Annotated in this window: 19 protein-coding genes; 16 read left to right on the top strand and 3 right to left on the bottom strand. The window is 53.4% G+C overall.

All coding sequences use genetic code 11. The features are described from left to right. A complete protein-coding gene (locus ABV298_RS01790) occupies nt 1-3219 on the bottom strand; it encodes a DUF1553 domain-containing protein (RefSeq protein WP_353720492.1) in 3219 nt (1072 codons plus the stop codon). Between the two features lie 137 nt (nt 3220-3356). Beyond that, nucleotides 3357-3584, bottom strand: a complete 228-nt coding sequence (locus ABV298_RS01785) for a hypothetical protein (protein ID WP_353720491.1) — start codon at nt 3582-3584, stop codon at nt 3357-3359. Nucleotides 3585-3892: 308 nt separating this feature from the next. Between ABV298_RS01785 and ABV298_RS01780 the strand changes: the two genes are divergently transcribed. The 16 genes from ABV298_RS01780 to ABV298_RS01705 all read left to right on the top strand — a co-directional run bounded on the left by ABV298_RS01780 (nt 3893) and on the right by ABV298_RS01705 (nt 24510). Beyond that, complete coding sequence (locus ABV298_RS01780) at nt 3893-4738, top strand: neutral zinc metallopeptidase (protein ID WP_353720490.1); 846 nt, start codon at nt 3893-3895, stop codon at nt 4736-4738. An 86-nt stretch (nt 4739-4824) separates the two neighbouring features. After that, nucleotides 4825-5205, top strand: a complete 381-nt coding sequence (locus tag ABV298_RS01775) for a response regulator (protein WP_353720489.1) — start codon at nt 4825-4827, stop codon at nt 5203-5205. A gap of 57 nt (nt 5206-5262) precedes the next feature. Further along, nucleotides 5263-6669, top strand: coding sequence for a PAS domain-containing protein (locus ABV298_RS01770; protein WP_353720488.1), 1407 nt, complete (start codon nt 5263-5265; stop codon nt 6667-6669). After that, the gene (locus ABV298_RS01765) at nt 6662-6970 is read left to right on the top strand and encodes an ATP-binding protein (protein ID WP_353720487.1); all 309 of its coding nucleotides are present in this window, start codon (nt 6662-6664) and stop codon (nt 6968-6970) included. The genes ABV298_RS01770 and ABV298_RS01765 overlap by 8 nt, the downstream gene beginning before the upstream one ends. 97 nt (nt 6971-7067) lie before the next feature. Then, a complete protein-coding gene (locus ABV298_RS01760; RefSeq protein ID WP_353720486.1) occupies nt 7068-10331 on the top strand; it encodes a SusC/RagA family TonB-linked outer membrane protein in 3264 nt (1087 codons plus the stop codon). Nucleotides 10332-10351: 20 nt separating this feature from the next. Then, nucleotides 10352-11794: a SusD/RagB family nutrient-binding outer membrane lipoprotein gene (locus ABV298_RS01755; RefSeq protein ID WP_353720485.1), complete on the top strand. Its 1443-nt coding sequence runs from the start codon at nt 10352-10354 to the stop codon at nt 11792-11794. 80 nt (nt 11795-11874) lie between these two features. Next, the gene (locus tag ABV298_RS01750) at nt 11875-12177 is read left to right on the top strand and encodes a hypothetical protein (protein WP_353720484.1); all 303 of its coding nucleotides are present in this window, start codon (nt 11875-11877) and stop codon (nt 12175-12177) included. Nucleotides 12178-12195: 18 nt separating this feature from the next. Further along, nucleotides 12196-13455, top strand: coding sequence for a hypothetical protein (locus ABV298_RS01745; protein WP_353720483.1), 1260 nt, complete (start codon nt 12196-12198; stop codon nt 13453-13455). 51 nt (nt 13456-13506) lie between these two features. Continuing rightward, a complete protein-coding gene (locus ABV298_RS01740; protein ID WP_353720482.1) occupies nt 13507-14328 on the top strand; it encodes an alpha/beta hydrolase in 822 nt (273 codons plus the stop codon). Between the two features lie 376 nt (nt 14329-14704). After that, the gene (locus tag ABV298_RS01735; RefSeq protein WP_353720481.1) at nt 14705-15469 is read left to right on the top strand and encodes a hypothetical protein; all 765 of its coding nucleotides are present in this window, start codon (nt 14705-14707) and stop codon (nt 15467-15469) included. Between the two features lie 205 nt (nt 15470-15674). After that, on the top strand, nt 15675-16970 hold the full coding sequence (locus tag ABV298_RS01730) for an esterase-like activity of phytase family protein (RefSeq protein ID WP_353720480.1): 1296 nt from the start codon (nt 15675-15677) through the stop codon (nt 16968-16970). A 67-nt stretch (nt 16971-17037) separates the two neighbouring features. Beyond that, nucleotides 17038-17904, top strand: coding sequence for a hypothetical protein (locus tag ABV298_RS01725; RefSeq protein ID WP_353720479.1), 867 nt, complete (start codon nt 17038-17040; stop codon nt 17902-17904). Nucleotides 17905-18072: 168 nt separating this feature from the next. Next, entirely contained in the window at nt 18073-21399 is a 3327-nt protein-coding gene (locus ABV298_RS01720) for a TonB-dependent receptor (protein WP_353720478.1), read from the top strand. A gap of 11 nt (nt 21400-21410) precedes the next feature. Next, on the top strand, nt 21411-22952 hold the full coding sequence (locus ABV298_RS01715; protein ID WP_353720477.1) for a RagB/SusD family nutrient uptake outer membrane protein: 1542 nt from the start codon (nt 21411-21413) through the stop codon (nt 22950-22952). A 98-nt stretch (nt 22953-23050) separates the two neighbouring features. Further along, entirely contained in the window at nt 23051-23623 is a 573-nt protein-coding gene (locus tag ABV298_RS01710) for a Crp/Fnr family transcriptional regulator (RefSeq protein WP_353720476.1), read from the top strand. A 74-nt stretch (nt 23624-23697) separates the two neighbouring features. Then, on the top strand, nt 23698-24510 hold the full coding sequence (locus ABV298_RS01705) for an SDR family oxidoreductase (protein WP_353720475.1): 813 nt from the start codon (nt 23698-23700) through the stop codon (nt 24508-24510). Here the strand turns inward: ABV298_RS01705 and ABV298_RS01700 are convergent. Beyond that, nucleotides 24440-25192 carry a DeoR/GlpR family DNA-binding transcription regulator gene (locus tag ABV298_RS01700; protein WP_353720474.1) on the bottom strand — a complete coding sequence of 251 codons (753 nt, stop codon included), beginning with the start codon at nt 25190-25192 and terminating at the stop codon, nt 24440-24442. The two genes, ABV298_RS01705 and ABV298_RS01700, sit on opposite strands and share 71 nt — an antisense overlap. Nucleotides 25193-25232 lie beyond the last annotated feature (40 nt).

The following is a 25232-nucleotide window of genomic DNA, read 5'->3' as shown; positions in this document are numbered from 1 at the left end:
TTATCGTTTGGTTAAGGCGGCGTCGGAATTGAGAATGGTGCTGGCTACCACGCTGTTGGCGGCGAGCAATGCGGTGTCCAGCGTTTTGTCGGGCCGATGCTGGCCGGTGTGCAGCCAGCCCGCGGCTTTTCCGGGGTTTTTCCGGAATTTTTCTTCTTCAACCTTTCGTAAACTCAGCAGCAGGTTTACTTCCCTGACGGGCGGCCTGCGGCCGGTGAGTTTGCGGTAAGCCATGCCAATGGCCTGCCGGGCGTCGGGAATGCGGGTCATTTGCTCACCCAGCACGCGCATGGCTTCCACGAACGTCGGGTCGTTGAGCGTTACCAGTGCCTGCAATGGCGTGTTGGTTTTCTGCCGCCGGACGACGCAGAAACTCCGCGAAGTGGCGTCGAACGTCGCCAGCGTCGGGTTAGGTACCGAGCGTTTTACAATTACATATAGGCTCCGGCGGTAAACCTTGTTACCGGAATCGGGCGTGTAAGTGGTGTTGTTGATCGACCAAAGCCCTTCCGGTTGATAGGGTTTTATGCTTTCGCCGCCTATTTGCGCGTTCATCAATCCGCTAGCCATCAATGCATTGTCGCGGATCATTTCGGCCGACATGCGATTTGCCGGTCCGCGTGCGTACAGGCGATTCTCGGGGTCGCGCTCGCGAACGTCCCTTGCCGTCCGGGAATCCTGCCGGTAGGTGGCGGACATGACGATCAGTTTATTCAGTTTCTTTACATCCCAGCCCGATTCGCGGAAGGTAACGGCCAGCCAGTCGAGCAATTCCGGATGTGTTGGCAGTTCACCCTGGTTGCCGAAGTCTTCCGTGGTTTTGACAAGACCGGTGCCGAAGAAATTCTGCCAGTAGCGGTTTACCGCAACGCGTGCAGTGAGCGGGTTGTCGGCATGCGTGAGCCATTGTGCCAGCCCATAACGGTTTTTAGGGAGGTTTTCAGGGAAGGCCAGAATCGAAGCCGGTGTCGACGGGTAGGCCTTTTCGCCAGGGGCATCGTAGTTGCCGCGTAGCAATATGTGGGCCTGCTTCGGTTTCGGCATTTCCTGCATGACCATCAGCTCCCGTATATGCCCGGTAGAGTCCGCCAGTTGCGTGCGGGCCATCCGTAATGCCAGGCGCGCGCCCGACATTCCGGGATCGACGGCCGAATGGTAGTAGTTTTTCAATACGGCGGTTTCCGTGGCGGTCAACTGGGCGGCATTTTTCGTGGCAATATCCGACCAGGATACTTTTCGGGCCAGAATACCGGTTTCAAACGGGGTCAGTTCGCGGTTGTACACGACAATATCATCCACCTGCGCATTTTTTAATCCAAACCCTCTCCACCAGGCGCCGATCTGCAAACCGGGCTGTACCGGCGATTTGAAGAGAATATCCTTCGTGAGCTGGTCCATAGTGGTTTCCATCTCAGCTTCCCGGCCATCGACATACAATTTGAAGCCGGCCGCTTTGGAAGAACCGTCGTAAGTGATCGTGAGCTGCACCCATCGATCTTTCGGAACGGGCTGCTTGCTGATCCGCGTGAGTGCGTCCGATGGCGCAGTATGGGCCATGTTCAGTTCCAACCGGTCGTTTTTGAGATATAAATGATAGCCGCGAAAGTTGTACAGCCGTTCGGCCTGACTTTTATGGAGGATCACGCCTTCTTTCAGATCTTTCGGGATATTAACGCAAATTCCCACGCTGAACGGGTCCGATTTACGGAAAACGCCATTCTGGCCCAGGTCCAGGAAAACATCCCCGTCCAGTCGCAGGGCCTTACCGCCGGATTTCGCGGCAAATACCGGATCGCCGCCCGGCGCGCCTGCTTCGCGCTTCATAGTACCAACCTCGCGGGGGTTTACGCCGTTACGCAGCGATCCGTTATCGAACGTATACAGCGCCTGTAAACCCGCTTTGGGAATGTCTTCTTTGCCGAGGACGCGGTAACCGGCCTCACCGAGCCACAGACGAAATCCGTTTTCAGCATTTTGCCGGCTGGCAGCAAGCTGTTGCTCCGCGGTTTTGATTTTGGTCCGGATAAATTTCAATGCCTGTTCCTGTGCCGGGGTCGGCAGAAGCATCGTCGGCGTGGGTAATGCGTCGTCCCAGGATATTTGCCCCGCTTCCTTTACATTATTGAAGAAGCTGTAAAGCTCATAATAGTTCTTTTGCGAAATAGGGTCGTATTTGTGATCATGGCATTTGGCGCAGCCTACCGAGAGGCCAAGAAATGCGTCGCCGAAGGTGTTGGTACGGTCCACCACGTATTCGGTCTGAAATTCTTCTTCGATGATGCCGCCCTCCATGTTTTGCTGGTGGTTGCGGTTGAAGGCCGTGGCAATGCGCATTTCCCTGGTCGGGTTTGGCATGAGGTCGCCGGCCAGTTGCCAGTGAATGAACCGATCATAGCGCATGTTTCGATTGAAAGCATTGATCACCCAGTCGCGGTAGGGCGACATATCCCGCAGCCTGTCGACCGTGTAGCCGTGCGAATCGGCAAACCGGGCCAGGTCGAGCCAGTCGACCGCCATTTTTTCGCCATAATGCGGAGAAGCCAGAAGCCGGTCGACCTGCTTTTCATAAGCACCGGGCGAAGTATCTTTCAAAAATGCGTCCGTTTCCGCGAGGGTGGGCGGTAGCCCCGTGAGGTCGAGCGAAACACGCCGCAACAGTAATTCCTTTTCCGCCTGGGCGGACGGCCGCAGCTTTTCTTCTTCCAGTTTTTTAAATACAAAATGATCGATCGGATTGACCGCCAGATTATCGTACTGCGTATCGGGGATTTCCGGCTTTTCCGGTTTTACAAACGCCCAATGCGGCTTATATTCGGCACCCTCGTCGATCCATCTAATGAGTATGGCCTTCTCGCGGGCCGAGAGGCTCAGATGCGACTCGGGCGTGGGCATGAGGTGGTCGGGGTCTGAGGATATTATACGATGGAAAAATTCGCTTTCGGCCAGGTCGCCGGGGTCGATAGCCGCGCGGCCGGAGTTTTTGGATACTTTTCCGAAAGCGGTTTCGGCCATATCGAGACGAAGCCCGCCCTTTTGCTTGGCCTTGTCGGGGCCGTGGCAGGCGAAACATTTGTCGGAAAGCACGGGCTTTACATGCTGGTTATAGTCCAGCTTGTCGGGCAGTTCCTTCATGGCAACTTCCACGTCGTCGGGCAATTCGGGAGAACAGGAGACGAAAAGCCCGGCCAGCAACATCCACAGAAAGAAAACATGTTTCATACAACCCGAAAGCCCGCCCCGCTGAAAATATAATTTAATATTTATTAAAAATAGTACAAAAAAAGCCGGATCGCCCGGGACAGGCGGGAATTACTTGGAGCAAAGATGGGAGGAACGTCGGAGGAAGAAGGAGGGCGCTAGGATTCCTGGCCTACTGCGGCATTGTTGTTTCGGATCGATACCCGAATGTCTTCGATCTGATGGTGATTAAGCCATCGCTGAAAATCCAGTGCGTGTTCGGGTTGGTGGTGGATGATCGTTCCGTTGCGAAGCATGATAGTGAACGTGCCGTATGTCTGCAGAAACTTGCAGATTTCGTCCGAGTGATACTCGAATCCTGCGAAATAAGGTTTAGTGAAAGGCATAGGCTGACTTAGTTAGATTAACTTCAGTTGCCTGAAATTAGTATATCGCTTTGCGGCCGAAGAATTTATTGAGCAATGTTTTGGAATTACTTATTTAACGGTTTTAAAATTTATTGTATGGAAATAGTGCTTTATGGAGTCTACAAAAATGTAGTGCCAACCTGCAATAGTTGTACACGGCCGTATGCTGTAAAATTATCGCGGCGATCGGGTTCCGACGGGTTGCCATTATTTCTATATTTGAGTGCGCCGGCTTCTGGACAGGGCTCCGCAATATCTTTTATTTTTAACCTAAATACATCAACAATATGCGTTGGCAGGATTTACGCAGAAGCAGTAATGTCGAAGACCGCCGCGGAATGTCGGGCGGCGGAAAAGTTGCCCTCGGCGGCATCGGGGTGATCATCGTGGTGGCCATCGGGCTGCTTACCGGACAGGACCCGCAGGAAATTCTATCCAATATCCAGGGCACCCAGACCGAACAGGCGGAAAGCCGGCCGGCCGGACCGCGTCCCGACGACAAGACGGCCGATTTTGTATCGGCGGTATTGGGCAGCACGGAAGATGTGTGGTCGCAGATTTACCGGGAAAACGGTGCGGAATACGAAAAGCCGGTACTGCAGATGTTCACCGACGCCACGCAAAGTGCCTGTGGAGGCGCTTCCTCGGCTATGGGGCCATTTTATTGCCCGGCCGACCATAAGGTTTATATCGATCTTTCTTTCTGCGACGAACTGCGTGACCGTTTCAACGCGCCGGGCGAATTCGCAGTCGCATATGTGGTGGCGCACGAGGTAGGGCACCATGTTCAGAACCTGATGGGCATTTCGCAGAAAGTACAGGAGCAACGCGCCAGGCTGAGCGAGGCTGAGTATAACAAGCTTTCGGTAAAATTGGAATTGCAGGCCGACTTTCTGGCCGGTGTGTGGGCTAATCATGCCAACCAGATGAGCAACATTCTTGAACCGGGTGACCTGGAAGCGGCATTAACTGCCGCCAACGCGATCGGCGACGATAAGCTGCAAAAAGAAGTGCAGGGATACGTGGTACCCGATGCATTTACGCATGGTACTTCGCAGCAGCGGATGTATTGGTTTAAAAAAGGTTATGAAACCGGTGACCTGAACCAGGGCCGCTACCAGGATATTCGTTAAGCTATTTCGGAATCCATTGCAGTAATACTTGGTTTACGGTCCGTCGCGGTATAATTTGCATAAGGATTTTTTTACCCCACGAGTTAATGTTCTATCGGAATATTCTTCTCATCGATGATGACGAAGATGATCAGGAGATATTCCTGACTGCTTTGGAATGTACCGGAAAGCCTGTTCAATGCACGGTGTCGGACAGTGCGAGGAAAGCTTTAAGCCAGATCGCCCGGGGCGAAATCAAAACGGACCTCATTTTCCTCGATCTCAATATGCCGCTCATGAACGGGCAACAGTTCCTGGCGGAGATCAAAAAAGATGAAAAACTCCGCAATATTCCCGTGATCATCTTGTCGACTTCCTCCAACACAGCCACCAGAGAACAGTTGAAACAGCTTGGCGCAGGCCGTTTTTTTACGAAACCGGGCCGGTTTGAGGACCTCGTGGATATACTGAACGAAGTATTGGAATAAATCGGCCGGAGCCTGGCTCGATTATAGTAATGTACTTCCGTGTATTCGCCAAAAGATATGGATTTGCGGAAACCCACCAACGACCAGGTATTTCATTTCATTCAGGGAGGAGGCGAAATGGGCGCTCTGACGCGGTCGTTCGACTGGTCGAAAACCGCCATCGGCCCACCCGACCAGTGGCAGCAAAGCCTGCGGACGACGCTGGGTATTGTGCTGCATTCCGCATTCCCGATGTTCCTTTTCTGGGGAGAAGACTTTATCTGCTTCTACAACGACGCATTCCGGCCGAGCCTCGGGACGGAGGGCAAGCATCCCGCGCTGGGCAAAAGGGGCGAGGAGGTCTGGCCGGAAATATGGGGATTTATCGGGCCGTTGCTGAGGCAGGTGATCACCACGGGCGAGCCGGTCTGGTTTGAAGACCAACTGGTGCCTTTTTCCCGAAACGGCAGGATCGAGGATATTTACTGGACGTTCAGTTACAGTCCGGTATACGACGATAGCGGCGTGATCAACGGAGTGTTTATGACCTGTACCGAAACGACGCGTAAGGTATTGTTAATCAACCATCTCCGAGATTCGGAACGGCAGTTTCAAAATCTGGTGGCCGACGCCCCGGTGGGTATAATCGTACTTAAAGGGGAGGACATGACCGTGGAGATTGTGAACGACGCCTACGCGAAGCTCATCGACCGCCAGCGCGATGAGCTGATCGGTAAGGCGCTTTTTTCCGTGATCCCCGAAACTCAGCCGCATTTCAGGAAGATCATAGAGCAGGTCAGGGCCACCGGCGAGCCGATGTATCTGAACGATCATCCTTTTTTTGTATACATCAATGGAGAAAGGAAAGACGGCTTTCTCAATCTCGTTTACCAACCCTACCGGGGCAGCGACGGCCAGGTTTTGGGGGTGATGGTCCTGTGCCACGACGTAACCGAGCAGGTAGTGGCCCGCCTGCGGACCGAGGAGATCGTGGCGGAACGCACGCGTGAACTCGCGACCGCGAACCGCCATCTGCAACGCTCGAATGCCGAACTGGCGCAATTCGCCTACATCGCCTCGCACGACCTTCAGGAGCCGGTGAGGAAGGTGAGTACGTTCACACAATTGCTTGAAGCCTCATTAGGCCCTCTCACAGGACAACAGCAGCATTATCTCAACAAAATCAGGGACGCCTCTGCCCGGATGTCGCTGCTTATCCGCGACGTGCTTACGTTTTCCCAATTGTCGCGGGACACCGATCTCGTGCAGGAAACCGATCTGGGAGCTATCATTGACAATATCGTCGACGACCTCGAGTTGCTGATAGAGCAGAAGCACGCCACCGTAAAATATAGCGACCTTCCTACGCTGGAAGCTGTGCCGTTGCAAATGTCGCAGCTGTTTGGCAACCTGATTTCGAATGCATTGAAATTCACCCGGACCGACCGCCCCCCCGGTTATTACAATTTCGGCGCGATTGCTTGACCGTGCCGCCCTGGCAAAATATCCGATGCTGGATACCCGCTGTGCCTATCACCACTTACAAGTGTCGGACAATGGGATAGGCTTCGATCAGAACTATGCGGAGCAGATTTTCGAAATTTTTCAGCGGCTGCACGGCAAGAAAGAGTTCGAAGGAACGGGCATAGGACTGGCGATGTGCAAGAAGATCCTGCAAAATCATCACGGCCACATTTTCGCCACGTCCGAAAATGGCGAAGGCGCCACTTTTCATGTTATTCTCCCTGAAAATCAGTCATGTTTTGCCGATTCGTCGACGCTTTGAGCCAAATCGTCGATTTCCCCCGCCACCGGTAAGTTAACATCAGTATACGTAGCCTGATTTCGCCTTTAAAGAATATTTAATCTTTAAAATTTGCAAAATGGCGCAATCAATACGAAGTTGTTTAACAGCGTTACTCGCCGTGTTGCTGGGTGCGTACCCGGCGGCCGGACAGGACAGGCAGGTGAGAGGCAGGGTGCTGGACGAGGCGAATGCCGGCCTCCCGGGTGTGAGCGTACTCGTAAAGGGCACCAATAACGGTACCAATACGGATGCAGACGGTAATTTCAGCATTTCACTTCCGGCTGGCGGGCATGTGCTTACGGTTTCGTCCATCGGGTACGTAACCCAGGATGTGCAGGTGTCTTCCTCGGCCACAGAAATTACCGTTAAGCTTAAAGCGGACGTGAAAAGCCTCGGTGAGGTGGTCGTCACGGCGCTGGGCGTGCAGAAAAGCACCCGGAATGTGGGCTATGCCGTTCAGCAGATCGACGGCGGGGGAATTCAGGAAGCCCGGGAGGTCAACTACATCAATGCATTGCAGGGCAAACTGGCCGGGGTACAGATCGGCGGGAACAGCGGCTCGATGGGCGGCTCGTCGCGTGTGACGATCAGGGGATTAAAATCCATTTCCGGGAACAATAATGCACTGTTTATCGTCGATGGCGTGCCTATGGCGAATATGAACCTGAACTCGTACGGCGTTACGGGCGGACAGGGCACGGGCGGCGGCGGTTACGATTACGGTAACCCGGCGCAACTTATCAATCCGAACGACGTGGAGAATATTTCGGTGCTCAAAGGGGCTGCGGCAACGGCGCTCTATGGGAGCCGGGGACAGAACGGGGTAATTTATATCACGACCAAATCGGGCAAAGGGTCGGGGAAGCTTTCGCTTAATTATGACCTGAATATACAAGCCGATCAGGTTTCGTTGTTGCCCAAATTCCAGAATCTGTATGGCGGCGGAGGGAGCGATAAGTTTACGAAACTATATGTGAATGAGAACCCTTCCGGCTTTCTGCCGGGCGGCGGCACTTACGACGACGGCGACGGCAAGGGGCGCTACGACCTCATTCCCGACTATGGTACCGACGAATCGTGGGGCCCGAAGATGGAGGGGCAATTGGTGCGGCACTACTGGTCGTGGGACCAGGACCGCAACAACCCGAATTTCGGCAAGACCGCTCCGTGGAGCCCGCATCCCGACAATGCGAAGGAGTTTTTCAAGACCGGCGTGACGTTCTCCAACAACCTGTCGGTAGCCAGCAGCGGCGACAACGGGTCCATCCGTTTTTCGATCGGCCAGACCAAGCAAAACTTCATTTACCCCGGCAGCAACCTGAGCCGGTTTTTCATCAGCCTGAACACAGTATATAAGTTCACCGAGAAATTCACATTCAGCGGAGGAATCAATTATATCAACGACCATTCCAAAGGACGACCGGGAACCGGTTTTTTCGGCAACAACCCGATGCTGTTTTACGTGATGTTCGGTCAACGGCAGATCGACGACGCCTACCTGCGGAACTATAAATACGCCGACGGCACGGAGCAATCGTGGAACCGGACCGCATGGAATATCCAGAAACCGGCATTTACCCAAAATCCGTACTGGAACCAGTACGAAAACTACAATACCGACCAGAATAACCGCTATTTCGGAAACGCCGGGCTTACCTATAAAATCACCGACTGGCTTTCCGCCGATGTACGCGTGTTTTCGGATTATCTCAACCATCTCGACGAGGTCAGGAGCGCGAAAGGCTTTTTTGTAGGCTCCTATGCCAGACGTGTGGTGGTCAACAACGAGAACAACTACCAGGGAACGCTGAATATCAACAAAGCATTTGCCGATTCGAAACTGACGCTGGAAGCTGTGGCTGGCGGGAATATATTGCGCATCAAATCGAGTACCGATGCAGGCAATACCAATGGCGGCTTGCAGAACCCGAACGTGTATGTGTTGCAAAACTCTGTAACGCCGGCTACCGTTTCGAATGCTTATGGTAACAAGCAGATCAATTCGCTGTTTGGCTCGGTGACACTGGGGTATAACAAACTGCTGTACCTCACCGCCACGGGCCGTAACGACTGGGCGTCGACGCTGAAACAAACCGGAAACTTTTCGTATTTCTACCCGTCGGTGTCCGGTTCGTTTATTTTTTCCGACCTGATAGCCGGTGCCAAATGGCTTACGCTCGGAAAGGCGCGCCTTTCGTATGCACGTGTGGGTAACGATGCCGATCCGTACTCGGTATCAAGGTATTACGATTACGTAGCGCCATTTGATACCTATCCGCTGCAAAGTACTTCCGACAAGCTCTTCAACAGCCGATTGAAGCCGGAACTTTCTTCCGAAACCGAGGCGGGCGTCGATTTCAGGTTCTTTAACGATCGTCTGGGCGCCAATTTTACCTACTACAACCGTAAAACCCGGAACCAGATATGGAATGTGCAGATCCCTTCGGAAAGCGGCTTTACGACCAAAGTAGTAAATGGCGGAACCGTGCAGAACAAGGGCATCGAGCTGACGCTATCGGCGACGCCTGTGATGACGACCAATTTCAGTTGGCGTATTAATCTCAATTTTTCGAAAAACAAAAACACCGTTCTCGACCTGAACAGCACCAGCGACAATATCCAGGGCATCGAGCGCTTTATCATCGGTACGGAGCGCCGCACGAACAAGGTTTCGATGGTAGCGCAGAAAGGAATGTCGCTCGGCACCATGCTCGGGACGGATTACGTGTACGATTCGAAAGGAAACAAGACGGTGGCAGACAACGGAACGTATAACGTGACGGCAACGCCGGTGATCATCGGCGACGCGAACCCGGATTTTATCGGAGGTTTGTCGAATATGCTGAGCTACAAGAATTTTTACCTCTCGGCCCTTGTGGATTTTCAAAAAGGTGGTGATTTCTTTTCGTATACCAATTTGTACGGAAACAAATCGGGTATGCTGGCGGAGACGGCCGAAAACGGCATCCGTGAAAACGGCGTAGTCAACCCGGGTGTGAAGGCCGATGGTTCGCCGAATGACATCGTGGTCCCGGCCAGGACACATTTCAATGCGGACGGCGGTAACCGGATCAGCAAGGCGAATCTTTACGACGGCAGCTACATTTACCTCCGCGAAGTGCGGCTGGGCTGGTACCTGCCCGATGCCTGGGCACACAAGATACGGATGCAGGCCTTGCGCGTAACACTTACCGGAAGGAATCTCTGGCTGATCAAAAGTAATGCACCGAATGTCGACCCGGCCAACATTACCAATTCCATCAGCAACCAGATCGGCTTCGAGGGAGGCGCGCTGCCGCCGACCCGCAGCTACGGCGTGAACCTGAATGTAACTTTCTGATCCGGCTTAAATCGAATGATATGAAAATCAAGATATTATTTCTGATCGTATTCCTGGCGACCTTCACCGGATGCGACAATTTCGAATCCCTGAACACCGACCCGGCGCGGTCGAGCGAAACCCAGCCCGAGTTCCTGCTTTCCAATGCCGAAAAACGCGCCTGCGACCTGATGTACGATTCCTATTTCAACGGACGGATCGGCATGGAACTTTCGCAGTACTGGATGGGCACCGACAAGACCTCCGACGGCCGCTACCTGTTCACCAACGACGGTCTGTGGGCCGGCCTGTACGCGGGGCCATTGATGGATTTGAAAGAAATCGGTAACTATTACGACCGACATCCGGCCGAAAAAAGCGAACACACCCTGGCCGTGGCGGAAATCCTGAAAGCATGGATTTTTCATGTGCTCACCGACGTTTACATCGACATTCCCTACACGCAGGCATTGCAGAGCGAAGACATTCCGCAGCCTGTTTTCGATCAGGGCAAGGACGTGTATGCGGCTTTGCTGAGCTCTTTAAAAAAGCAAATCGATGTGCTTTCGGGAACCTCGGCCGGTGTAATCCGTGGTGACATTATTGCCAAAGGCGATGTGCAGCAATGGATCAGAATCGCGAATGCGTTGCGCCTGCGCATTGCCATGCGGATGGTGGATGCGCAACCTGCAGAAGCCAAGGCGGTAATCGAGGAGGCTGTTAAAAATACATTGACCAGCACCGCTCAGGACGTTTATTTTCCTTATAATGTGGCTACGACTACCAACCGTTTTCCCTACAACGACGTGGAAAGGCCGCTTGTCGAATTTGCCGTGACTTCCACGCTGGTGGATTACCTGCAATCGGTGAATGACCCGCGGCTGCCGGTTTTTGCACGTCCGGACGAAACCAATGGCAAATATATCGGCAAGGTGTACGGCACGGAAGCCAACTCGCCTACGATGATCGGACTTTCGAAGCCCGGTGTAATCGCATACAGCGGTTCGGCAAAGGGATATGTGATCACTTTCGCCGAGATCGCCTTCATCAGAGCCGAAGCCGCCGCCCGCGGTATGAACGTCGGAAATACATCTCCTGAAACGTTGTACAACGAAGCGGTAACGGCCTCGATGGCACAGTGGGGCATTACGGATGCAAAAGCGGTTGAAACTTATTTGAAAGGCGTTCCCTACAAGGCAGGAAACTGGAAGAATGTGATCGGGACGCAAAAATGGATCGCGATGTACATGCAGGGGCTGCAATCATGGCTCGAACGGTTGCGCCTCGACCCTGAAAAGCCCGATGGCGGCGTCCTGTTCATCCCGCCGGTGTCAGGCAGCCTGGACCCGGACGTGACCGACGTGCCCAAACGGTTGAAATACCCCAGCAACACCCGCACCAGCAATGCGCAAAACAGCGAAAGTGCGGCCAAGCGGATAGGCGGCGATACCCAGGCCGTGAAGAACTGGTGGGACGTGCACTGAAAATTAAGATATTGTTAAAGCATCCTGTATCTGAATTTGGCTCCTTACCTTTGCCGCCGAATTAAGATACAGGATGTGAGATGACACACGAAAAAATATTTGTTCTGGAAACGGGAAGAGCCGTGAAAGTAATGGTCGAGGGCGTATTGGCCGACGATCTCTCCAAAGTAAGCATTCAGGTAGATGTTCTGATAAAAGACCCTAAGGATGAGGAGTTTAAGCCGCCTATCGGATTGGCGCACCCTAAATACTGGAAACTGAAAAGCCTCGATCCGGCGAAGGCCCGGGAGTTGCAGATCCAGTACAGCGGCGCACACCGGAAGCATATCCGGAAGACAATCCGGGAGTTTGATAAATTGCATGCGCTGGAAGCGCAGGATTAACCCTTTTCGCATTGATACATGAAATACACCACTATTTTTAAAGCAGGCCTGCTGGCGGTTTGCCTGGGCCTGAACGTCCGTTGTGCGAACGCCCAGGCTGTGGGCCAGCCATTGCCCGCCTGGCAGGAAGGGAACCTCGATATCCATCATATCAATACGGGAATGGGCAATGCCACATTTCTTATCCTGCCGGATGGCACCACGCTGCTCGTGGATGCGGGTGCGCTCGACCCGACGGACGCGCGCACGAGGAGCCCGCGTAACACCAGCGCGCGACCGGGAGGGGAGCGCCAGCCGGGTGAATGGATCGCCCGGTATATCCGTAACGTAGCCAAAACGTCGGTTGTCGACTACGCGCTGATCACCCATTTTCACGACGATCATATGGGAACGCCTGCTTCGGTTTCGAAGAGGTCGGGGCAGGGCAATTACCTGCTTGCGGGCATTACCGAAGTGGCCGAGTTTGTGCCGGTCAGGAAAATCATCGATCGCGGGTGGCCCGATTACGCCTATCCGCGACCCGCCAGGGATAGTATGATGCTTAATTACCGCAGTTTTCTCGACTGGCAGGTAAAAAACAAAGGATTACGCATAGAGGCCAGCGTCGCCGGTCGCAACGACCAGATTGTATTGCTGCATAACCCGCAGAAATACAAGGACTTGTTCGAAATCCGGAATATTTCCGCGAACGGCGAGATATGGACGGGCGTAGGCAGCGTGACCCGCAAGCACTTTCCCGAACTCAAAGACCTGAAACCGGAGCAATTCCCGAGCGAAAACATGTGTAGCATCGCTACGCGTGTGAGCTACGGTAAATTCGATTACTTTACGGGAGGCGACACGCCGGGCGTCGTGCAGCCGGGCGTACCGGCCTGGCACGATGTCGAAACCCCTGTGGCGAAGGCCGTAGGCCCGGTGGATGCCCATATTCTCGATCATCACGGCAACCGCGATTCGCAGAACGAATTCCTGCTTGCCGCGCTGCGGCCGCGCGTGCTGGTGATCCCCGTCTGGTCGTCGGACCATCCCGGTCACGATGTTCTCGACCGTATTTATTCGCAGCGCATTTACCAGGGCGATCGCGATGTGTTTGCCACCGGCATGCTCGAAGCCAATAAGCTGGTGATCGGTGAAATGCTCAACCGCCTGAAAAGCGATAGCGGCCATGTGGTAATCCGGGTAGCCAATGGCGGGAGCACTTACCAGGTCCTCGTATTGGACGACCGTGACGAGCAATTGAAGGTCAAATCCGTGCACGGTCCTTACACGGCCCGGTAAATGAGGAATGTGCCGCTTCGATACATTACTTTTCATGATTGAGCTTCTATAATGTCCGGATCGGGTGCCGATATGCCTGATCCGGCCGCCCGGTTTGCCTACCGCGTGCTGGGCGATCAGCCGGGTATTCCACTGGTTTTACTGGCATCGCTCGGCAGCTCGATGGACGACTGGGACGCAGCCATTACCAATGGCCTCGCGCAAAAGCACAGGGTGATCCTGTTCGACAACAAGGGGGTAGGCGGCTCCACCGGCGAGGCGCCTGCGACGATCGCCGGAATGGCCGAAGATGCCGTCGCATTTATCAGGGCAATGGGTTTCGCGAAGGTTAACCTGATGGGTTTTTCGATGGGAGGTTTCATAACCCAGCAAATTCTGCTGACCGAACCCGGACTGGTGAACAAGGTGATTCTTACCGGGACCGGACCGAAAGGCAGCGAAGGGCTTTCGGATTTACCCAAAATCATCGCTTCGACGGCTAATCTGACGCCGGAAGAGACCTTCCTGACATTTGGCTTCACCCGATCGGAAGCAAGTCTGCGCGCAGGGAAAGCATCTTACGAACGTATCCAGAGACGTAAAACCGACCGCGACAAGCCCCTGAACCAACAAGCGGCCGGCGCCCAGCTCGCAGCTGTACTGGCCTGGGCCAAACCATACCCTGATGCGTTGAACGAACTGAAAACCATTCCGCAGCCGGTACTCCTTGTACAGGGGAAAAACGATGTGCCGGTTCCGGTGGCCAATGCGGTCAACGCGTCGCATAGCATTCCTAATGCGCGGCTGGTCGTGTATCCGGATGCCGGACATGCCGCATTTTGCCAGTATGCTGAGGAGTTCGTGAAGGAAGCGAACAATTTCCTGGGAGAATAATTGCGCCAATCGAGCGACTTACCCGGTGCGGTGAATACGGCACGGGTAACCTGTTTTAAAGGGCCGTTTAGGGGTTTCGGGACCATGCTGTCTTTTTCGCGAGCGAAACGCCGAAGAAAAATCCTGCCCGTTATCCGAAAATGGCGACGAAAACGTTTATTAATCCATAGCGACCCGACGTATAGCTCTGCCGCGTTCCGGCCCGGGGTGACGTCCGGAACTTAATGGACATGCCGCAGCGTTACGGGCTCATAGCGAGTATTTTATTGTGGATTAGAATATTTTGTTGCAGATCAGAACGATTTCAATTTTTTACAGGCAAAGTATGCAATTTCGGAAGCCGGAGGCGTTGGCAGTTTTCTTATCCTTATGGGGTATGACCATGGTTTGTTGTGCCCAGAAGCCCGGGTTACCAGGCTCCGCCCCTTCGAAGTGGATCACTTTCCGGACAACGCATGCGCCCGGAAAAGTATACCGTTTTGCGAACGGCGGCACGAAGACGTTTACGAACGAGGAAATGTACGTGCGCGCGTGGCTTCCATTACTGCACAAAAAGCATGTAGGCATCGTACTCGGCCCGAATTACCGTACCGAGCAGCTGGAATTTAAAAGCAGCGGAGAAAACCCGGCCAAAAAATTCGAAGGCTGGAACCTCCGCACATTCGGGCTCGACCTGAATTCGTTCGTACGGCTCGATAGTACTTCCTGGCTCCTTGTGACTTCGCACATCAACAAGACAGGTAATTTCGCCATGCTCTCGGCGAAGGAAATCCCGCTGAACTACACAGTTTCCGCTTCGTACCTGAAAAGAACGGGACCCAACAAGGAAATCGGGGCGGGGATTATTTTCAATAAAAGCTACAAGCTGACCTTCCTTCCGGTATTCCTCTTCAATTACAACCTCTCCGAAAGAGAGGGCGTCGAAATTATGCTGCCCAAGAAGATGGCCTGGCGGCATAATCTTTCGCCCAACGACCTGCTGTATTTCAAAGCGGAGGCCGTTACGCGGACGTATTACCTTAACCGTGTAGCCGAAGGCACACCCGATGTTTGCCGGCGGATCGACGTCGACATGGGTATTTCCTATAACCGCAGGTTCGGGAATTTCGGGGGGAGTGGAGGTGTTCGGTGGTTACCGTAAGAATCTTTCCAATAAAATGGTACATGACGCGGTGCCTGTGCGGACTTCAGGGCTCGCCGCTACGGTCGAGTTTTATATCCAGCCACCGGGATTCAGGGGAAAACGCAAAAAGTAAGCCTTAACGATTTCTTGATCCGGGAGGATGTAAATTAACTTTCGGGTAAAATCAGCAGGTGTAGTTTTACGCAAATTAACCTGAATACTGATGAACCCTTTTTTACGCTCCTTTTGCTCGGCAGCCGCTGCCGTGGCACTGTTAAATAGCTGCACCGACCACCATGTTCCTTCCGAAAGTTATCCCGGCCGGGCCGAAGCACAGAATCCCGCGGTCATCACGGAAGTTGGTAATGTGAAAGTCTACAATGGCGGTTTCGGCTCGGCCGTCGTGCAGGACCCGAACGACCATATGGTCTTTTATCTGCTTACCGATCGCGGGTCGAATATCGACGGCACCGTGGCCGATTCCAAAGTTTTCGCCGATCCGGACTTCGCACCGCAAATCGGCAGGTTCAGGCTCGTCGGCGACAAACTTGTTCTGGAAAAAATCATTGAACTGAAAAACGAAAACGGTGCGAAACTGAACGGGCTGCCCAATCCTCCGGGCTTCGGTTACAGTGGCGAACTGGCCCTGGATGTGAACAACAATACCCTGCCTAACAGCGTTGACGGCCTGGATTCCGAGGGATTAGCGCTTGCGAAGGATGGTACATTCTGGGTAAGCGACGAGTATGGCCCGCATATCGTTCATTTCGATGCGAATGGCAAGACGATCGAGCGGATCAATCCTTTCGGAAACGGGGCGGGTGGCCGTACAATTCCACTGGTTTTTGCTAAAAGACGCCCAAACAGGGGAATGGAGGGGCTTACCATCACGCCGGACGGCCAAACGCTGGTAGGCATCATGCAATTTCCGCTTTACAATCCTTCCGCGGCGCAGGTTTCCGGTTCGCTGGTAACGCGTATCCTTGCGTTCGACATTGCCACGGGAACGAGCAGGGAATATGCGTACCTGATAGACCGTGCCAATTTGCAGGCCAACAGCGAGATTGTGGCGATCGACAATACGTCGTTCCTGGTGCTCGAACGCGATGGCGAATACGCGACGAACGCCAACCGTGGCACGGTGATCAAAAAAGTATACAAAATCGATCTCGCCAACGCTACGGATGTCTCGGACCCTGCCAACGGTGCGAACGGCAAGCTGTTCGGGGGCCTCACGGTGGAGCAGCTGAAAACGGAGGCTAACCTGCTCGCGAACGGCATCAAACCTGTAACGAAAACGCTCGTAGCCGATCTGATGACGGATATTCCCACGCTTTACCCGCACGATAAAGCGGAAGGCATCGCAATCATCAATTCCACAACGATCGCCATTTCGAACGACGACGATTTCGGCGTGGTAGGTTCAGGTGGAGTTTATACGCAGAAAATCCTGCAAGGCACCGGGCTGGTGGACCGCAATGCCATCTATTTCGTGAAGTTGAAACAACCACTCTGGTAAATAAAGCGAATTTCCAGTCGGGTGCGGGACATAACCCTGCACCCTTTCTTTTTGTTACAACATGATTATGAGTGTATTAAAACTATTGGTGGTAGCAGTCATTCCTGCATTCATCGTTCCTGACAAGCCCGGTGTTTCGCTTGTTTCCTCTCACACCATCGATTCGCTCGGCGCTTGCCAGGGGGCATCTTTCATAGACGGCAAAGTGTATTTGTACGGCGACAGGGAAGTGGGAATGGTACGGGAATTCACCCGATCGGGCGACTCGCTGCATTATACCGGCAAAGAAATCCGGTTGACGGTGGACGGCAAGGATATCATCAATCACCCGACAGGCATTGCGAAGCACGGTAAATTGCCGGTTTTCATCGGTAACAGCATCCGGCTGAATGCCGGGGGAACATTGTGGAAGGCTGTGATCTACCGGGTCGACTGGAAGGGAATGCTGAAAACCGGCAGGCTCGACGGAAACCTGATCCGAACAATCGAAGACGACGCCTGTATTCAGGGGACACGGCCGGAATATGTGGAGTTCAATGGCAAATGGTATGTAGCCACGGCCGACTACGGCGACAAGCGTAACGAGGTGCGGTTATACGACCCCGCGGTTCTGGAGAAAGCGGACAGAGCCAGCGCACCGGGCGTGCTGATCAAGAAGTTTTCCTGCGGGCCGTGGGTGCAGAATCTGCATTGGGTAGCGGAAAAAGGCATTCTGGTGCTGATCCAGAACCAGATAGAAGGGCGGAAATGGCGTTTTACATTCGTCGATCTCAAAAAGTCACTCGAAAAAGGTGAGCAGGTAGTGCTGAATTCGGTGGATATCGATAAAGCCGACGAGCTGGAAGGTTTCACATTCACCGGCTCCTCTTCGCGGGGCATTGCCGTTACTTCTTCCCGTCGCAACAACGTTCATCAGGTGTCGGTCTCCTGGTAGCCGGTTTCTTTATAGTTCCTGAAAATTTTACATTTTCATAACAACCACATTCGATTCACTTAATAGTCTAAAAATACTTTTGCGGTCGATTTTTCAACACAAAGTATAATGGCTTGCAAATGAGTCGCTGTGTGTTTTCTTGTTTTTGTTAAATTTTTTAAAACTATTATGAAGAAACTGATACTGCCAATTGTTCCGTTGGTAATGACAGGTATCCTGGTTTTCAGTCCGGGCAGGCATGCAGTGGCTTCCGGTAAAAAAGGCCGGATGATGATGGAAAGGCCGACCCGCGCGTGGACAGTGACGGGTAAAGTGGTGGACGAAACCGGCCAGCCGTTGCTGGGTGTGACGGTTTTAGAAAAAGGTACCAACAGAGGTACCATTACGGACGCTGCGGGTACGTTCTCGCTCGAAACCGCGCCCGGTTCGACGCTCGTATTCTCATTTTTGGGCTTCATCGCCCAGGAGGTGACCGTTTCGGGTAACGGGCCGCTGTCCGTTACGCTGAAGCAGGATGCGATGATGCTCAATGAATTTGTGGCAGTAGGATATTCGACCATGCGCAAAAGCGACCTTACCGGCGCTATTTCCAGCGTGAAAGCGAAAGAACTGAACCTGACCACCCCGACTGTCGGACAGGCATTGGTAGGTAAAGTGGCCGGGGTGCAGATCTCGCAGGTGAGCGGCGCGCCCTATGTAGGCACGAAGATCCGCGTGCGTGGCGTAGGCTCGGTTAACGCAAGTTCGGACCCGTTGTATGTGATCGACGGTTATCCGGCCGGTAACGACGTTTTCATCAACCCGAACGATATCGAATCGATCGACATTCTCAAAGATGCGGCCTCGGCTGCCATTTACGGTTCGCGTGCGGCAGGCGGTGTGGTGCTGATCACCACCAAGAGAGGTAGGGAAGGCAAAGGCCGGCTGGAATATGAATACCAGTTCGGTGTGCACCAGCTAAATAAAAAAGTAGATTTGCTGAACGCCTCTGAATTCGGTCAGCTAGTGATCGACGGTCGCAATGCAAGCTACCGCGATTTGATGGTGAATGCAGGAAAAGCGTGGAACGACGGCATGTATTCCGACGACAACGCGACCCGTATCAAAAACGTAGGAAATGCCGGCTCCGTCAGTATTCCCACGGATCTCTACGATTTCGCGAACCAGAAACTAATCACCCCCAAATACAATACCGACTGGCAGGACGAGCTTTACCGGAATGCGCCGGTACACCGCCATAATATTTCGTTTTCGGGCGGCAAGAATGGTTTGCGCTACGCAATCAGCGGCGGGCAGCTCAATCAGCAGGGGATAATCCTGAGCACCGGACAACACCGGACCAATTTCCGGACAAACCTGGACGCCGATGTTAACAAGAAACTGAAAGTAGGGGCAAACCTCGCATTTACCTACAATAGCAACCGCGAGGTGCAGGAAGGCCGTTTCAACCAGGGCCCTATTCTCGGTGCATTGATTTACATGCCGATTTTCAAGGCGTATAATGAGGACGGGACGCTCGCGAAAAACGAAGCGGCCGCATTGAGTTCGGCTTACGGCTATCAGTCGATCGAAAACCCGGTGGCGCTTGCGACCGAAACGCATATCAACCGTAAGGGACAACGCGGGACGTTCAGCGGGTTTGCTACCTACGAGATCATTCCCGACCTGAACTTCAAGGTTAACCTCGGATTGCAGACATACGGCGAAAAATACGAGTATTATTCGCCGACCAGCCTGAGCAGCGGCGCCAACCCGCCGGGATCGCCGCAAGCGATAGCGGCGGCCAACGCAGTAGCCCAGACTACCCAGCAAATGGACAAGCTGGCCGAGTTTACATTGAACTACAAAAAACAGCTTGGCAAACACAGCATCGACGGATTGATCGGTTACACTGCGCAGGAAAACAACAAAGACGTGATCGCCGTGACGGCACGCGGCTTTTCGAACGACCGCATCGAGGAAATCACCGGGAAGGGCGCCGACGCGTCGAATTTTTCGATGAACAGCGCTACGGGCAAGGTGAACTGGACATTGCTTTCTTACCTGGCCCGTGCGGCTTATAACTACGACGGCAAATACTACCTCACCGCCACATTCCGGACCGACGGCTCCTCGCGCTTCGGACCGAACAATCGCTGGGGTAACTTCCCGTCGGTATCCGCCGGCTGGAACATTTCAAGCGAGCCGTTCTACAAGGATGCGTTGGGTGACAAGTCGACACTGAAATTGCGTGCAAGCTGGGGATTGAGCGGCAACAACAACATCGGGGATTACAACTTCCTGCAAACCATGGCGACACCGGGTGGGGTGGTCTTTGGAACTGGTTCGGTAAACACCGCCATGTGGGCAACGGGTATCAAAGATCTGAACCTGGGCTGGGAGTCGACTTCCCAATACAACTTCGGCGCCGATCTCGGTTTGTTCAACGACCGGCTGTCGATCATGGCGAACTATTATATCAGCCGCTCTTTCAACCTGTTGTTTAATCAGCCGTTGTCGGCGATCTCGGGTGCTTCGACGATTTTGACAAACCTCAGAAATTCGAAGGTGCAGAACAAGGGAATCGACCTGCAAGTGGATGCCCGCGTGATTTCGACACAGGATTTCGACCTGAATATAGCGGGCAATATTTCCGTGAACCGCAACAAGGTGCTCGACATGGGTGGCGCGAGCACGATTATTACCAGTGGTGCGGAGCGCTCGTACCTCACGCATATTACGCAGGAAGGCCAGCCGATCGGTATGTTTTACGGGTTCAAAGTGAAGGGAATGGTGCGCGAGTCGGATATGGAAAACCTGGCGGCGGATAATGCGGTTTATAATGCTTCCACACAGTCGTTTCCTGCCGGCTATCAGATCAAAGGGCCTGCCCGTTCGACGGCTTCCACGAATCCGCTCCGCCCGGGCGATCTGTATTTTGAAGACGTGAATAACGATGGCGTGGTCAACGACGCCGACAAGCGGGTGATCGGCTCGCCGCACGCGAAATTCACTTACGGCTTCGTAATCACCGCGAGCTACAAGAACTTCGATTTGAGCTCTTCGTTCAACGGAAGCTATGGCAACAAGGTGCTCGACGGCCAGGACTACTACCTGTATAACATGGAAGGCTCGGGTAACCAGTACAAAAAAGTGGTGAACCGTTACCGCTCGGAATCGCAACCAGGCGACGGCCACGTGTACCGTGCATCGCGCGGGGGAACGCAAAGCAACAGCACGCGCTTGTCGACCTTCTACTTGCAGGACGGCTCATTCCTGAGATGCACGAACCTGACGCTCGGTTATAACATGACCGGCATCGGCAACCTTACCAACAACGCCATCAGCGCGTTGCGTGTGTATGTGGGCGTGGACAATGCTTTCACTTTAACCAAATACCTGGGTTACAACCCCGAAGTGGATTACAACAACGGCGCTAACCTTACACCGGGCGTCGATTACGGAAAATATCCGCTCGTGCGTGCCTATAACATCGGTGCCCGTATTACATTTTAAGCAGCAGAGAGATGATCAAGCGTAAATATATTTTCAATACCCTATTTTCAGCCTTCGGGCTCGTGGCGCTGGCAGGCTGTTCCAACGACTTTCTCGACCAGGAAAACCCCAACGCGGTGTCGGCCCCGACATTTTACCGCACGCCCGACGACGTTGCTTTGGCCGTAAACGGCATTTATCATTCGCTCCGCGACGGTAACGGCATCGGCGAGAACAGCGGCTTGTACAGCGAAGAACGTTCGGACAATACCGGCCGGAACGACAACCAGTCGAATGCCGGCGAGCCGTTCCAGTTCAACGATTTTTCGCTCCTTCCAAGCAATACCTACCTGAAAACGCACTGGCTGACGCTCTACCAGATGGTAACCCGCTGCAACCAGGTGCTTGCAGGCGTCGAACGCGTGACTTTTTCGGACAATAACCTGAAAGAGCAATACAAGGCCGAGGCGAAGTTTATCCGGGCACTGACCTACTTTCACCTCGTGCGCAAATGGGGCGATGTGCCTCTGGTAACGAAGGAACTCCTCAGCACCGACGAAGTAACCGCGGCGACGTACCGCGAGAAGCAGGACGTGGTTTATGCGCAGATCGTGCAGGATTTGAAAGATGCATTGGCTTCCACATTACCGGACAACCAGACAGCCAACACCAAGGGAAAGGTTACCAAAAATGCCGCCAACGCATTGCTGGGGCAGGTTTACCTGACTATGGCGGGCACTCTGGACCCTGCTAACCGCACCGCCAACCTGAACGAGGCGAAGAAATACCTCATGGCGTCGTACAACCTGCGCCCGTTCGGCACATTGAAGGAAATTCCTTACGCGGATGTGTTCGATGTGAACAAAAAGTCGACGAACGGCGAAATCATATTCCAGGTAGTGAACAAGCAGGGCGACATCAACTTTTCGTCGTCGATCGCCCGCAACAATCAGGCCAAAGGCGAAACGATCAACTCGTTGTTCGCGTCGTCGGGCTCGGGCGGGAATGTTACGCCCGACCTCGTGCAGGATTATGAAGAAGGGGATGTACGGAAGGAATTCTCCATCAAATATGCCAACGATCCCATCGTGAAGGATTATTTTATCACCAAATACCGCGATGCCAGCGCTGCCGCGACTACCAATGGCTACGGCGGCAACGACTGGATACTGATCCGCTATGCCGACGTGATCCTGATGCTCGCGGAAGTGAACATGCAGCTGGGCGACGAGACGGCCGCTATCGGCTTCCTGGATCAGGTGCGCGAGCGTGCAGGTTTGCCCAAATACGCTGTTTCCAAAGCCAATGCCGCTTACGCAGCTAATTATCCCACATTGAAACTCGCCATCCTGCACGAGCGCCGGGTGGAACTTGCATTCGAAAACCACCGCTGGTTCGATTTGCTGCGCTTTTTCACTACCGACGAACTGGTGGCTTACTTCAAAAGCAAGAAACAGGAGAACTTCGGTATCGCGAAGCTCAGCAACTTCGGTAAGAAGGACCGGTACTATCCCATCCCGTTCGACGAAACAAAGCTGAACCCGGAGAAGATGTATCAGAACGAAGGTTATTAAAACTGAACCGACTATTACAAAGCCCTGTGCCTTAAAAAAGCACGGGGCTTTTATTTGTTATTGGGTTATATTTGAATGGTATTTCAAAAAGTAAAATCATGCCCCAGCGACTGATTGCGTTTCTCCAGCTGACCAAAGCGATTCCGCCGGATGACCAGGAAACGATCCTGAATGCATTCCGACTGCGCGATTTCAGGGAAGGGGACGTGTTGTTCAAAGGCGGAGGGGTATGCCAGGAAATGTTTTTTGTATTGAATGGCGTGCTGCGCATTATGGTTACCAACGAGAAGGGCAATGAGGTAACGCATTACTTTTTGAAGGAAAACCAGTTCTGTACTATTTTAAACAGCTTCAATAACCATGTAACCGCACATGAAAGTATCTGCGCGGCTTGTCATACGCAAGTTTTGAGTATTACGAAAGCCGATCTGTTTTCACTCTACGTCCGCATGCCATATCTGAAGGCGATGATCGAGACCATTACCAACCAGACTTTGCTGGAAAAGATACAGATCCGGAATGCATATCTGGGACAGGATTCGGCTGCACGGTACCAGCAGTTTCTGATCCGCCAGTCGGACATTGCCACGCGTGTGCCGCTTTCGGATGTGGCTTCTTACCTGGGCATTACCCCGCAATCGCTCAGCCGGATACGGAAAAATCTGCGCTGAGTGCGTTTTTACCATTTGTTAAGTGTTTTGGGCAACCCACAGGCGAAGTTTGCAGGGTCAAAACATTCAGAACAATGGATACGTTAAATTCGAATTTCTCTCTCGAAAGCAAAAAAGTAGTGATCCTCGGCGGTAGCTCGGGACTGGGGCTGGCCACCGCCAAAGCGGCAGCGGCGGAAGGTGCGCACGTGATCGTGGTATCGAGCAACGCGGCGCGGGTGCAGAATGCCGTATTGGAATTACAGGGCAACGGTTTTGGAATGCAGGCCGATCTTTCCGACGAGGCGTCGGTCAAGCGGCTGTTTGAAGAAATCGGCACATTCGATCACCTCGTTTTCACGGCAGGGGAAAATCTGCTGCTTGGAAGCATCGCCGAAACCGAGGTTGGGAAGGCCCGTGCTTTTTTCAACTTGCGTTACTGGGGGGCATTCACGGCGGTTAAGTACGCCGCGCCACGGGTGAATGCGGGTGGCTCGATCGTGCTCACGGGCGGGATCGCGAGCGCACGTCCGAACGCGGGCTGGTCCGTTGGTGCCAGTATTTGTGCGGCTATGGAGGGCTTTACGAGGGCTATGGCAGTGGAACTGGCGCCCGTACGTGTTAACCTCGTTTCTCCGGGCGTAGTCCGCACGAGCCTTTGGTCGGCCATGGAGGAAACGGAACGCGATGCATTTTACGACCAGATTGCCGGCACATTGCCTGTGCGCCATGTGGGCGAAGCCGGGCAGCTTGCGCAAACGTACCTTTACCTGATGAAACAGCCTTTCGTTACAGGCCAGATCCTCGTTACCGACGGCGGAGCCGGTGCTCGTCTGATCACCCCGCGATTACTACATGCAGTCCTTTCGCACGCAAGGCTTCAACCCTTGCGTCGTCGGAGTCGGTAATCAGCGTGTGAATGGCCGAAAGGTCGGCGAACTTTACATAGCTGTCTTTCCCGATCTTGGTAGCGTCGCATAACAGCAGCACTTGCGCCGCATTGCGTATAAATGCACTGGTAATGCCCGACTCGTGTTCGCTGTGCGCGGTGAGGCCGTTCCCGGCCGAAAGCCCGTCGACTCCGATGAATGCTTTATGCGCATGGTAACCATTGATATGCTGGACAGCCTTGTCGCCGTGCACCGCTTTTCGGGCTTTGTTCAATTCCCCGCCGATCAGGTTGATCTGGATCGAAGGTACGTCGATCAGTTCGGCCAGAACGGGTAGCGAGTTGGTAATGACGCGGATATTTTTCTTTTTCAGGAAACGGCACATCCCGAACACTGTACTGCCGCAATCGAGGAAGATAATATCTCCGTCGTGCACATAGTCGGCCGCCCTCGCGGCGATCAGTTCCTTCGAGGGACTATTCACGCCCGCTTTCTCCAAAAAGCCGGTGAGCACAGGGCTTTCCATTTTCATCGCGCCTCCGTGCGTGCGTATAAGCAGCCCTTCTCCGGCAATGTCGCCCAAGTCCCGACGGATGGTGGCGGGCGAGGTTTCCAGTATTTCCGCCAGTTCGAAAACGCTCAGGCTTTCTCTCTCGTCGAGCGCTGCCAGAATTTTCCTCTTTCTCTCTTGGAAGTTCATTATATTTGATTAATTTTGATCAAAAATAATTGTTTGTGAT

The organism is Dyadobacter sp. 676, from assembly GCF_040448675.1.
GTDB lineage: Bacteria > Bacteroidota > Bacteroidia > Cytophagales > Spirosomataceae > Dyadobacter.
The sequence above is the reverse complement of the archived record's forward strand: the minus strand, read 5'-3'. Positions and strand labels throughout refer to the sequence as shown.

Excerpts from the sequence above, each read along its gene's own strand:
- ABV298_RS01790 (WP_353720492.1), bottom strand. The coding sequence starts at position 3,219 with ATGAAACATGTTTTCTTTCTGTGGATGTTGCTGGCCGGGCTTTTCGTC.
- ABV298_RS01785 (WP_353720491.1), bottom strand. The coding sequence starts at position 3,584 with ATGCCTTTCACTAAACCTTATTTCGCAGGATTCGAGTATCACTCGGAC.
- ABV298_RS01780 (WP_353720490.1), top strand. The coding sequence starts at position 3,893 with ATGCGTTGGCAGGATTTACGCAGAAGCAGTAATGTCGAAGACCGCCGC.
- ABV298_RS01775 (WP_353720489.1), top strand. The coding sequence starts at position 4,825 with ATGTTCTATCGGAATATTCTTCTCATCGATGATGACGAAGATGATCAG.
- ABV298_RS01770 (WP_353720488.1), top strand. The coding sequence starts at position 5,263 with ATGGATTTGCGGAAACCCACCAACGACCAGGTATTTCATTTCATTCAG.
- ABV298_RS01760 (WP_353720486.1), top strand. The coding sequence starts at position 7,068 with ATGGCGCAATCAATACGAAGTTGTTTAACAGCGTTACTCGCCGTGTTG.
- ABV298_RS01755 (WP_353720485.1), top strand. The coding sequence starts at position 10,352 with ATGAAAATCAAGATATTATTTCTGATCGTATTCCTGGCGACCTTCACC.
- ABV298_RS01750 (WP_353720484.1), top strand. The coding sequence starts at position 11,875 with ATGACACACGAAAAAATATTTGTTCTGGAAACGGGAAGAGCCGTGAAA.
- ABV298_RS01745 (WP_353720483.1), top strand. The coding sequence starts at position 12,196 with ATGAAATACACCACTATTTTTAAAGCAGGCCTGCTGGCGGTTTGCCTG.
- ABV298_RS01740 (WP_353720482.1), top strand. The coding sequence starts at position 13,507 with ATGTCCGGATCGGGTGCCGATATGCCTGATCCGGCCGCCCGGTTTGCC.
- ABV298_RS01735 (WP_353720481.1), top strand. The coding sequence starts at position 14,705 with ATGACCATGGTTTGTTGTGCCCAGAAGCCCGGGTTACCAGGCTCCGCC.
- ABV298_RS01730 (WP_353720480.1), top strand. The coding sequence starts at position 15,675 with ATGAACCCTTTTTTACGCTCCTTTTGCTCGGCAGCCGCTGCCGTGGCA.
- ABV298_RS01725 (WP_353720479.1), top strand. The coding sequence starts at position 17,038 with ATGAGTGTATTAAAACTATTGGTGGTAGCAGTCATTCCTGCATTCATC.
- ABV298_RS01720 (WP_353720478.1), top strand. The coding sequence starts at position 18,073 with ATGAAGAAACTGATACTGCCAATTGTTCCGTTGGTAATGACAGGTATC.
- ABV298_RS01715 (WP_353720477.1), top strand. The coding sequence starts at position 21,411 with ATGATCAAGCGTAAATATATTTTCAATACCCTATTTTCAGCCTTCGGG.
- ABV298_RS01710 (WP_353720476.1), top strand. The coding sequence starts at position 23,051 with ATGCCCCAGCGACTGATTGCGTTTCTCCAGCTGACCAAAGCGATTCCG.
- ABV298_RS01705 (WP_353720475.1), top strand. The coding sequence starts at position 23,698 with ATGGATACGTTAAATTCGAATTTCTCTCTCGAAAGCAAAAAAGTAGTG.
- ABV298_RS01700 (WP_353720474.1), bottom strand. The coding sequence starts at position 25,192 with ATGAACTTCCAAGAGAGAAAGAGGAAAATTCTGGCAGCGCTCGACGAG.